This window comes from Imbroritus primus (assembly GCF_964332355.1).
Lineage (GTDB): Bacteria > Pseudomonadota > Gammaproteobacteria > Burkholderiales > Burkholderiaceae > Imbroritus > Imbroritus primus.
On sequence record NZ_OZ201293.1, the window covers coordinates 1207110 to 1217247 of the forward strand.

Annotated in this window: 8 protein-coding genes; 6 read left to right on the forward strand and 2 right to left on the reverse strand. The window is 64.6% G+C overall.

What is annotated here, in order from left to right; all coding sequences use genetic code 11:
• Positions 1–34 precede the first annotated feature (34 nt).
• On the forward strand, positions 35–232 hold the full coding sequence (locus tag ACQ3C8_RS05590; protein WP_428852763.1) for a hypothetical protein: 198 nt from the start codon (positions 35–37) through the stop codon (positions 230–232).
• A 15-nt stretch (positions 233–247) separates the two neighbouring features.
• On the opposite strand, the gene ACQ3C8_RS05595 is transcribed toward ACQ3C8_RS05590, so the two are convergent.
• Entirely contained in the window at positions 248–577 is a 330-nt protein-coding gene (locus tag ACQ3C8_RS05595; protein ID WP_009522346.1) for a DMT family transporter, read from the reverse strand.
• Between the two features lie 247 nt (positions 578–824).
• Here ACQ3C8_RS05595 and ACQ3C8_RS05600 point away from each other — a divergent pair, with 247 nt between their 5' ends.
• Positions 825–1715 carry a DUF3626 domain-containing protein gene (locus ACQ3C8_RS05600; protein WP_428852764.1) on the forward strand — a complete coding sequence of 297 codons (891 nt, stop codon included), beginning with the start codon at positions 825–827 and terminating at the stop codon, positions 1713–1715.
• A gap of 4 nt (positions 1716–1719) precedes the next feature.
• Here the strand turns inward: ACQ3C8_RS05600 and ACQ3C8_RS05605 are convergent, their stop codons facing one another.
• Positions 1720–2334 (reverse strand): 3'-5' exonuclease, encoded by a 615-nt coding sequence (locus ACQ3C8_RS05605; protein ID WP_009522348.1) that lies wholly within the window; start codon positions 2332–2334, stop codon positions 1720–1722.
• Between the two features lie 611 nt (positions 2335–2945).
• On the opposite strand from ACQ3C8_RS05605, the gene nirB reads away from it, so the two are divergent.
• From nirB to ACQ3C8_RS05625, 4 genes are read left to right on the forward strand one after another with little or no spacing between them, the layout of a single operon-like run.
• Complete coding sequence (nirB, locus tag ACQ3C8_RS05610) at positions 2946–5480, forward strand: nitrite reductase large subunit NirB (RefSeq protein WP_428852765.1); 2535 nt, start codon at positions 2946–2948, stop codon at positions 5478–5480.
• A gap of 52 nt (positions 5481–5532) precedes the next feature.
• Complete coding sequence (gene nirD, locus ACQ3C8_RS05615; protein WP_428852766.1) at positions 5533–5871, forward strand: nitrite reductase small subunit NirD; 339 nt, start codon at positions 5533–5535, stop codon at positions 5869–5871.
• On the forward strand, positions 5868–7103 hold the full coding sequence (locus ACQ3C8_RS05620) for an NAD(P)/FAD-dependent oxidoreductase (RefSeq protein WP_428852767.1): 1236 nt from the start codon (positions 5868–5870) through the stop codon (positions 7101–7103). Before nirD ends, ACQ3C8_RS05620 begins: the two co-directional genes overlap by 4 nt.
• 8 nt (positions 7104–7111) lie before the next feature.
• A complete protein-coding gene (locus ACQ3C8_RS05625; protein ID WP_428852768.1) occupies positions 7112–9949 on the forward strand; it encodes a molybdopterin-dependent oxidoreductase in 2838 nt (945 codons plus the stop codon).
• The last annotated feature ends 189 nt before the right edge of the window (positions 9950–10138 follow it).

A 10138-nucleotide genomic window follows, 5' to 3' on the forward strand; every position in this document is an offset into this window, starting at 1 on the left:
GCTATGATGAAGTACCCCCTTTGACCGAGCCACCATGCCTGCCAAATATCTTCCCCTGATTGCCGAGTACGAAAAACGGATAGCCGCCGAGATTGACGCCGGCCATCGTTGGGAGGCCGTGCATCTGCTCGACCGGCTCGGCGAGTTGCGGCGGATGGATGATTTTCCCCTGGCCGCCGAACCAGCCTTGCAGAAGGTGCTGGAAGAATATCGCGCCAGGTTGCTGACCTAGGGCTGATATGCTCGCTCAGGCCGTGGATGTCGAAAACAGGTTGATGATCAGCACGCCTGACAGGATCAATCCCATTCCCAGCAGCGCGGGCGTGTCCAGCGACTGCTTGAAGAGCAGCCAGCCGATCGTGGAGATCAGCACGATCCCGACCCCCGACCAGATCGCATAGGCGATGCCCACCGGAATGGCCTTGAGCGCGAGCGACAGGAAGAAGAACGCGATCGCATAGCCGGTAATCGTCGCCAGCGAAGGGAGCAGCCGTGTGAATCCCTCGCTCGACTTCAGGCAGGAGGTCGCAATGACTTCCGCGACGATGGCGATGACCAGGAACAACCAGACTTTCATGCAGAGATCCTTGTCAGTGGGGCAGGGCAGCCGAGCAGCCTGGCATGTCTTCGTGCATGTCCCCTGAGCGTCGCCGAGAATGCTTTCGTGGTGCGGAGCCGATTCCATGCCGCTTTCCTGAGACAGCGTAGCGCGCACGGCTGCAAGCCGGTATCGGCTTGAGGGACTACCTCCGTGGTGGCATGGCGGGAGCCTGCCTGACCTGGTTTGTGGACGCCGGCGAGCGGTCGCGGTGTACCATGCGGGGATGCGCGACTCGACCGACAGACCCACCGGCCTGAGTCCAACGCAACGGCACGCGCTGGCGATTCTTGCCGATCGGTGCGACGGCCCCGCGCTGGACCCGCAGCTGCGTGTGACCATCAATTTCCATCCTGACCGCCTTCACCGGGGCCAACCCGTCCTGCACTGGCTGGCGCACGATGCGTGCTATCGCTCGCAATTCGAGACCGGCACGAGCAACGGCGGCCTTACCGCGCATGCAGGTGGCGCACGCTGGCTGTGGGAAAGCCGTATCTTCGGCGGGGCCTACGATGGCGCGCCGGCGCACGAGCGGCCGAAGTATGGCGCCCTCGATCACCGGCGGACCGGGGTGGGCGGCTCGCCGCGTTTCGGTTCGGCGCACCTGCGGCTGGCCGCGTCCGTTGTGCAACGCTCCACCTTCTGTTTTCCCGATAGCGTATTCGAACCGACCCGGTTCGGCGTTGCCGCACGCTGCGGCTTGGTTGAGATCGCCGCCGGGGATCGGCGCGACCGGCTCGATCACTACGTCGAAGCCCACGTGCATGGCACGCTGCGCATACCGGGCGACATCGAGGCGCTGGTACTCGATCCCTGCTATCGCGGTACCTCCATCGAAACACTGGCCGCGCGGCTGGGATGCGCGGTGGAATGGCATGCCGGTTTCGCCCTCGATGCTTCTGCATGGTGCGATCTGGGCGCATATCGCGGTGAGCACATTGCGGAACTTGGACTGACACTGGCGAATGGCGGCGTCCTCACTCCGCTGCAGATCGGTGAAGCGGCGCGCACCGGCAGGTACGATCCGCAGCACCTCAAGCAGGTGTGGCACTGCCTGGCGCGCTATGGTGATAATTCCTGGCCTGCTTCCTCGGCGAGCGCCGAACTGCCTGGCTGAGCTTTCAGCGTATGCTGGCCAGACCGCGCAGCAGCGCCGGCACGTGCGCACGGCTGGTGGCTTGTATCTGTGCCAGCAGGTCGAAGTCGGCACGCGGCATCCGGTAGGTCTGGCAGATTTCCTCCTGCATGCGCACCCACAGGTGGCTCGCCATTTCAGCATCGGCCAATGCGCGGTGGGCGCGCCCCGCCTGCGGCAGGTCCAGCAGGCGTATCAGGGTCCCGAGCTTGTGGTCGGGGGCGTGCGGAAACAGCCGGCGCGAGACCAGCAAGGTACACGCGAAGCGTTGCGGAGCATGCATATCCACCCTGGCGAGTTCAGCCTGCCAGAACTTGCGATCGAACGCCGCATTGTGGGCGACTACCGGACAGTCGCCAACAAAGCGCGCTGCCTCGCGCATCACGGTCGCCGCTGGTGGCGCCGCATCGATCATGGCATTGGTGATACCTGTGAGGGCGGTGATGGCTGCAGGAATGCGCTTGCCCGCATTCATCAGGCTCTGGTAGCGGTCCACGATGTGACCGTCACGCACCAGCGTCACCGCAATCTCCGTGGCGCGGTCACCCATGCCTGGTGAGAGTCCGGTGGTTTCGAAATCGAGAACGGCGACAGTTTCCATGGGGGTATGAGGCAGTGGCGTAGCGCCGGCAGATAAAGCGCTGATTATCGCACCCCGTCGCCGGCTGGCGATCAATGAGTTCGCGCTGGCCGGCGCGCGCTGCCAGCCTCGGGCACTGCACCGCGATTGCGCTGCGCTTGCACCAACGCTGGGCGTGACGCCCGGGGATCTTGCCATGCCGTTCCCCTGGCCGGCGAATGCGGAACGGCGAATTCCTGCTGCAGCCTTGATCTATCGTGCCGGGCATTCGCTGGCATACCTCTTGCAAACGTTGAAGCACGAATCAACGACGATTCATTTCCTGAGATGGGCCGCAAGGCCCCGGACAACGGCGTCCCCCAGCAAGGTCTGTGACCGGTCTGGCGGACGCTTTTTGTTTTTGTGGGCCACCCACCGTGAATGGCAAAGCCACCCGAATCGATCTGCTGACCTTCATTGACCGCAACGCGCTGCGTGGCGTGCCGGGGCGCGCGGGTGAGTCTGTGACAGGTGCCGCCACATGAATCTCCCGCCCAACACCCATTCGCTGTCGTGGCCTCGTGCATTCGGTCTCATGCACTGGGCATTACGCAGCTCGTCCCATGCATATCGCCCCAATCAAGGAGCCTTCCATGAAACTCATCGTCATCGGCCACGGCATGGTTGGCCACAAGCTTCTGGAGCTGCTGGTGGAGGCTGGCGCCCAGGACTACGACATCACCGTACTGGGTGAAGAACTCCGGCCCGCTTATGACCGTGTGCATCTGTCCGAATTTTTCGCGGGCAAGTCAGCGGCGGACCTGTCGCTGGTGCCGGAAGGCTTCTTCGCGCGTGCCAACCTACTGCTGCGCCTGAATGCGCGCGCGGCGTACATCGATCGCCAGGCCCGGACCGTGACGGTATCCACCGGCGAGGTACTGGCCTACGACAAGCTGGTGATTGCCACTGGCTCGGCGCCGTTCGTGCCGCCGATTCCCGGCAACGACCGAGCCGACTGCTTCGTCTATCGCACCATCGAAGACCTCGAAGCGATGCAGGCCTGTGCTGTGCGGGCTCGCGTTGGTGCGGTACTTGGCGGCGGCCTGCTGGGACTCGAATGCGCCAAAGCCCTGCGCGACCTCAGGCTGGAAACACATGTGGTCGAATTCGCCCCGTCGCTCATGGCGGTGCAGGTTGATGCCGCTGGCGGGCGCGTGCTACGCGGTCGTATCGAGGAACTTGGCGTCGCCGTGCATACCGGCAAGAACACGCAGCAGATCGTTGACGGTGAACATGGCAGGCATCGCATGATATTCAGCGATGGCACCCATCTCGACACTGACATGATCGTCTTCTCGGCTGGCATCCGGCCGCGTGACGAACTCGCGCGCGCTTGCGGACTGGAAGTGGGGATGCGTGGTGGCATTGTGGTCGATGCATCCTGCCGGACCAGTGATCCGGACATCTTCGCCATTGGTGAATGCGCGCTCGCCGGTGGCCGCGTCTACGGACTCGTGGCGCCTGGCTATGAAATGGCACGCACGGTCGCCGCTGCCTTGCAGGGCAAACCAGCAAGCTTTGGGGGCGCCGACATGAGCACCAAGCTCAAGCTGCTGGGTGTGGATGTGGCGAGCCTGGGCGATGCGCACGGCCACACCGAAGGTAGCCGGGCCTACCAGTACACCGACGAGCGGCGGCAGGTGTACAAGAAGATCGTGGTCTCGGGCTGTGGCAAGTATCTGTTGGGTGGCGTCATGGTGGGTGAGACGGCGGAGTATGGCACCTTGCTGCAGATGATGCTCAACCGCATCGAACTGCCAGAGACGCCCGAGATCCTTATCCTGCCGCAGACTGACAGGGCCGTCCGTCAGGCGCTGGGCGTGGACGCGCTGCCCGACAGCGCGCAGATCTGCTCCTGCAACAACGTTTCCCGCGGGGATCTGTGTGCTGCTGTGGCGGCAGGCGCGACGACTATCGGTGCACTCAAGGATTGCACACGGGCGGGCACGACCTGCGGCGGCTGTGTGCCGCTGGCCACGCAGATCATGAAAGCCGAAATGCAGAAGCAGGGCATGGCGGTGAACAACCACCTGTGCGAGCACTTTGCTCATTCGCGGCAGGCGCTGTACCACCTCGTACGCGTGGAGGGGATCCGCACCTTCGCGGAACTCCTGCAGCGACATGGCCATGGCCTCGGCTGCGACATCTGCAAGCCAGCCGTCGCCAGCATTCTCGCCTCATGCTGGAATGACTTCGTTCTGCGGCCAGAGCATGCCAGCGTGCAGGACACCAACGACTATTTCCTCGGCAATATCCAGAAGGACGGCACGTACTCGGTGGTGCCGCGCATGCCGGGCGGCGAAGTCACCCCCGAAGGCCTGATCGCGGTGGGGCAGGTCGCGCGCAAGTATGGCCTCTACACCAAGATCACAGGTGGTCAGCGGGTAGATCTTTTTGGCGCGCGCGTCGATCAGCTGCCGTTGATCTGGGAGGAGTTGATCGCCGCTGGGTTCGAGACCGGCCACGCCTATGGAAAGTCGCTGCGCACGGTGAAATCGTGCGTGGGCTCCACCTGGTGCCGCTACGGCGTGGGCGACAGCGCTGGTCTCGCGGTTGAGCTGGAGCACCGCTACAAGGGGCTACGCGCGCCGCACAAGCTCAAGTTCGGCGTGTCCGGCTGCACGCGCGAGTGCGCCGAGGCGCAAAGCAAGGATATCGGCATCATCGCCACCGAACGCGGCTGGAACCTGTACGTATGCGGCAATGGTGGAATGAAACCGCGCCATGCCGAACTGTTCGCCAGCGATCTTGATAAGACCACGCTGCTGCGCTATATCGACCGCTTCCTGATGTTCTACGTGCGGACCGCTGACCGCCTGCAGCGCACCAGCACATGGCGCGAGAGCCTTGTAGGCGGGCTCGATTACCTGAAGGCGGTGATTATCGACGACACCCTGGGAATCGGCGCCGAACTCGAGGCGGAGATGCAGCATGTAATCGCGAACTATGCCTGCGAATGGCAGCGCGCCGTGAGCGAGCCGGCCGTGCGCCGCCGCTTCCGCCATTTCGTCAACAGCGAGGCGGTTGACGAACATGTGATGTGCGTCGAATCGCGCGGGCAGATCCGCCCGGCCACCGTGGACGAACGCACGCAGGCATCCGGCCTCGGCGTCGTCAAGGCGGCATGAGGCTCGGGGCAGAGATGAAACACCCAAACGCAACGCATAAGCGGAGTACACCATGACATCGCATCTTCACTGGACCGCCGTCTGTGCCATCGACGAGATCGTTCCGGATACCGGCGTTTGCGCGCTGGTCAATGGCCTGCAGGTCGCCATCTTCCATGTGGCCGGACGCGGTGGCCAGCTGTTCGCGATCGACAACTATGATCCACATGCCTGTGTCGCGGTATTGTCACGTGGGCTGGTCGGCAACCTTGGCGAGCGCACGGTGGTGGCGTCGCCGCTCTATAAGCATCACTTCGACCTGGAAACCGGGCAATGCCTCGAGATGCCGGAGCATGCCGTACGCGTCTTTCCGGTGCGCACCGCCGAGGGCAAGGTGTGGATCTGCGCATGATTCCTTCAATCCGTAGACCTTCATTGGTGGTGATTGGCAATGGCATGGCCGGCATGCGTACGGTCGAGGAACTGCTTGCCTTCGCCCCGGAGCTGTACGACATCACTGTCTTCGGCGCGGAGCCGCATGGCAACTACAACCGTATCCTGCTGTCGCCGGTGCTGGCAGGCGAGAAGACGCTGGCCGACATCATGATTCATCCACGTGCGTGGTATGACGAGCACGGCATTGCACTGCACGCTGGCGATCCCGTCGTGGCGATCGACCGCGGGCGGCGCATCGTGCGCGCCCGCTCCGGGCTTGAAGTGCGCTATGACCGCTTGCTGATGGCGACCGGTTCGTCACCGTTCATGCTGCCCGTGCCTGGCAGTGATCTTCCCGGCGTCGTGTCGTTTCGCGATATCGCTGATGTCGAAGCCATGCTGTGCGTGGCGCGCAGCCCGCGGCGCCGTGCGGTGGTCATCGGCGGCGGCCTGCTTGGGCTCGAAGCGGCCAACGGCCTGTTGCGCCAAGGGATGGAGGCGACCGTCGTGCATCTCGGCGACAACCTGCTCGACCGACAGCTCGACGCGCCAGCCGCCGCATTGCTCAAGCAAGCCCTGGAAGCGCGCGGCTTGCACTTCATGCTGGGCATGAACACCACTGCTTTGCTCGGAGAGGGCCATGTCCATGCCGTGCAGTTCTCCAATGGCCAGCAGATCCCGGCCGATCTGGTCGTGATGGCGGCGGGAGTGCGTCCCAATATCGCCCTCGCACAAGCGGCGCACCTGCATTGCGAACGCGGCATCGTGGTGGACGACACGCTGCAGACGTACGATCCGCGTATCTACGCCGTCGGCGAATGTGTGCAGCATCGCGCGGCCACGTTCGGGCTGGTCACGCCGCTCTGGGAGCAGGCGCGGGTATGCGCCACGCATCTTGCCGGAGCGGGGCATCGCCGCTATGTGCAGCGGGCCACGGCCACCAAGCTGAAGGTGACCGGCATCGACCTGTATTCGGTCGGCGATTTCATCGGCGGACCCGACAGCGAGGATCTGGTGATGCGTGATCCGGGTCGCGGCATCTACAAGCGCCTCGTGCTGCGGCAGCAGCGCCTGGTCGGCGCGGTGCTGTACGGCGACGTGGCCGATGGCGCGTGGTACGCCGACCTGATCCGCGATGGCGTGGAGGTTGCCGCCTGGCGCCATCGCCTGCTGTTCGGCCGTCTGTTCTGTGAAGCCCAAGCTGCCTGAGTCCCACCATGTCGAACGCCGCCGTGATCCCGCTTGTTTCCGCGACTAGTTCTGTAGACGTGCCGCACGTCACCGTTCGCACGACATGCCCATACTGCGGTGTCGGTTGCGGCGTGGAAGCGGTGTGTGTCACGGCGCTGGGAGATGCGCGGCGAGGTGCGCCGGAGCATGCGCCGGAAAACAAGCAGCAGAATGCGCAGGCAGCGATGCCCGAGATTCGCGGCGATGCGTTGCACCCGGCCAATGCGGGCCGCCTGTGCGTCAAGGGGGCGGCGCTGGGTGAAACCCTCGGGCTGGAGGAGCGTTTGCTCGCGCCAGCCATGCGGACCCGTAACGATGTCATGGAAACGCCGCGCACGGTCAGCTGGGATACGGCTCTCGATGCCGTTGCCGACGGCTTTCGCGCCGTCATCGCGGAGCATGGACCGGATGCGGTGGCGTTCTATGTGTCGGGCCAGCTGCTGACCGAGGACTACTACGTGGCCAACAAGCTGATGAAGGGCTTTATCGGCAGCGCCAATATCGATACCAATTCACGGCTGTGCATGTCCTCCGCAGTGGCGGGACACAAGCGCGCCTTCGGCGAGGACGTGGTGCCGGTGTGCTACGACGACCTGGAAGCGGCCGACCTGATCGTTCTGGTGGGGTCGAATGCCGCGTGGTGCCATCCCGTCCTGTTCCAGCGTATCGCTCGCCTCAAAGAGCAGCGTCCGGCGGTGCGCGTGGTGGTGGTCGATCCACGCCATACCGCGACCTGCGAGCTCGCGGACCTGCATGTGGCGCTCAAGCCGGGCAGCGACGTGTGGCTGTTCAACGGCCTGCTGTCGTATCTTGCCGACCGAGGTCTGACAGACCGGGCATTCGTGGGAGCGCACACGCATGGCGTGGCGGAGGCACTGGTCGCCGCGGCGGCGGATGGCGGCGATATCGAGAGCGTGGCCCGTACCTGCAAGCTCGCTGTGCAGACCGTGCGGCGTTTCTATGAGATGTTTGCGGCCACCGGCCGTGTCGTCACCGTGTTCTCCCAGGGCGTCAACCAGTCGTCCTCGGGGACGGACAAAGTGAACAGCATCATCAATTGCCACCTGCTGACGGGCCGGATCGGCAAGCCGGGTGCCGGGCCGTTCTCGATCACCGGCCAGCCGAATGCCATGGGCGGGCGGGAAGTGGGCGGGCTCGCCAATATGCTGGCGGCGCATCTGGAACTCGACAACGCCGCGCACCGCGCTCTGGTGCAGGATTTCTGGGGCGCGCCATGCATGGCGGTGCAGCCGGGACTCAAGGCCGTGCCGCTGTTCGAGGCCATCGAGGCCGGGCGCGTGAAGGCGATCTGGATTATGGGCACCAATCCCGTCGTCAGCATGCCCGAGGCCGACCGCGTGCGCGCGGCGCTGGCGCGCTGCGAGCTGGTGGTGGTGTCGGATGTGATGGCGCGGACCGATACCGCGGATCTCGCGCACGTGCTGCTGCCCGCGCTGGCCTGGGGCGAGAAGGATGGCACCGTGACCAATTCGGAGCGCCGCATCTCGCGTCAGCGGCCGTTCCTGCCCCCGCCGGGCGCAGCCCGTGCGGACTGGGACCTGCTCTGCGATGTGGCGCGGCGCATGGGTTATCGCGGCTTTGACTATCCAGGGCCGCACGCCATCTTTGATGAGCATGCGCGTCTGAGTACGGTCGGCAACGGGACCGGCGGCGTGGCACCTCGCCAGTTCAATCTGGCAGGCCTCACGGGCCTGTCCCGCGCTGCCTACGATGCCCTTGCCTCGATCCAGTGGCCTGTACCGTGCCCGGCCACGGGGACAGGGCCGACTGGCACGGCGCGCCTCTATGCCGATGGCCGCTTCAGCCATGCCGATGGCCGGGCGCGTTTCGTCCCGGTGCGGGGCTGCTGGCCTGCGCATGGTATCGATAACGACTATCCGCTGGTGCTCAATACCGGCCGTGTGCGCGACCACTGGCATACCATGACGCGTACCGGCAAGGTGCCCAGGCTTGCCGGCCATACCAGCGAAGCGGCAGTCGATATGCATCCTCATGACGCCTTGCTATGCGGCGTGCGCGAAGGCGAGCTGGCACGCGTGCGCTCGCGCTGGGGGGCGATGGTGGCGCGCGTACGGCATGGCGGCGGCATGCCGCGTGGCAGCGTGTTCGTGCCGATTCACTGGAATGCGCAGTTTGCCTCCGACGCGCGCGTGGGCGCGGTCGTCAATGCGGCGGTGGATGCGGTGTCGGGCGAGCCGGAATTCAAGCACACACCCGTGCAGGTCGAGCCGTTTCCAGTCTCCTGGCATGCCTTCGTGCTGACGCGAACGCAGGAGTTGGCCACGCCGGCGACCTACTGGACGCGTATCCAGGGCCGGCAGTTTGTCCGCTACGAACTGGCTGGCCGCGAGGCCATTGCCGACGCGGGCGCCTGGGCGCGCGCGCTGCTGGATGTCAAGGCTGCAGGAGCGGAATGGCTTGAGTATGAGGACGCCACGGCCGGCGTCTACCGTGCCGCCTGCGTGGTGGCCGGCCGTCTCGAAGCTTGTGTGTTTCTGTCGCCGCGGCCTGACCTGCCGGCACGCACATGGCTGTCAGTTTTGATGGAGAACGATGCCCTGGCCACGCCGGAACGTGCCAGCCTGCTCGCTGGCGAGCCGCTCGAGGCGGGGACAGATACCGGTCAGATTGTCTGCGCCTGCTTTGGCGTCGGACGCGAAACGATCTGTCGCGCGATCCGGCAGCATGGGCTGTCGACCGCCGCCGAGGTGACAGCCTGTATCAAAGCCGGTGGAAACTGCGGTTCGTGTGTGCCGGAGATCGGGGCGTTGTTGTTGGCATGTCACGCTGTTCAGGCGGCTTGATGAAGTCAGGTTTCGACCGGTGGGGTGACGCATCGATACATATATGATGAATCGCGGAAGAAAACGCCAATAATGCCCTGAAATCAAACCATATTCAGCGGACTCATCATTACCCGGCAAGGTGCACTGCAATCGCGCTGCGCGTATTCCTTATTCTGATATTCTGGGCGCAATATCGACGCGGCCTGA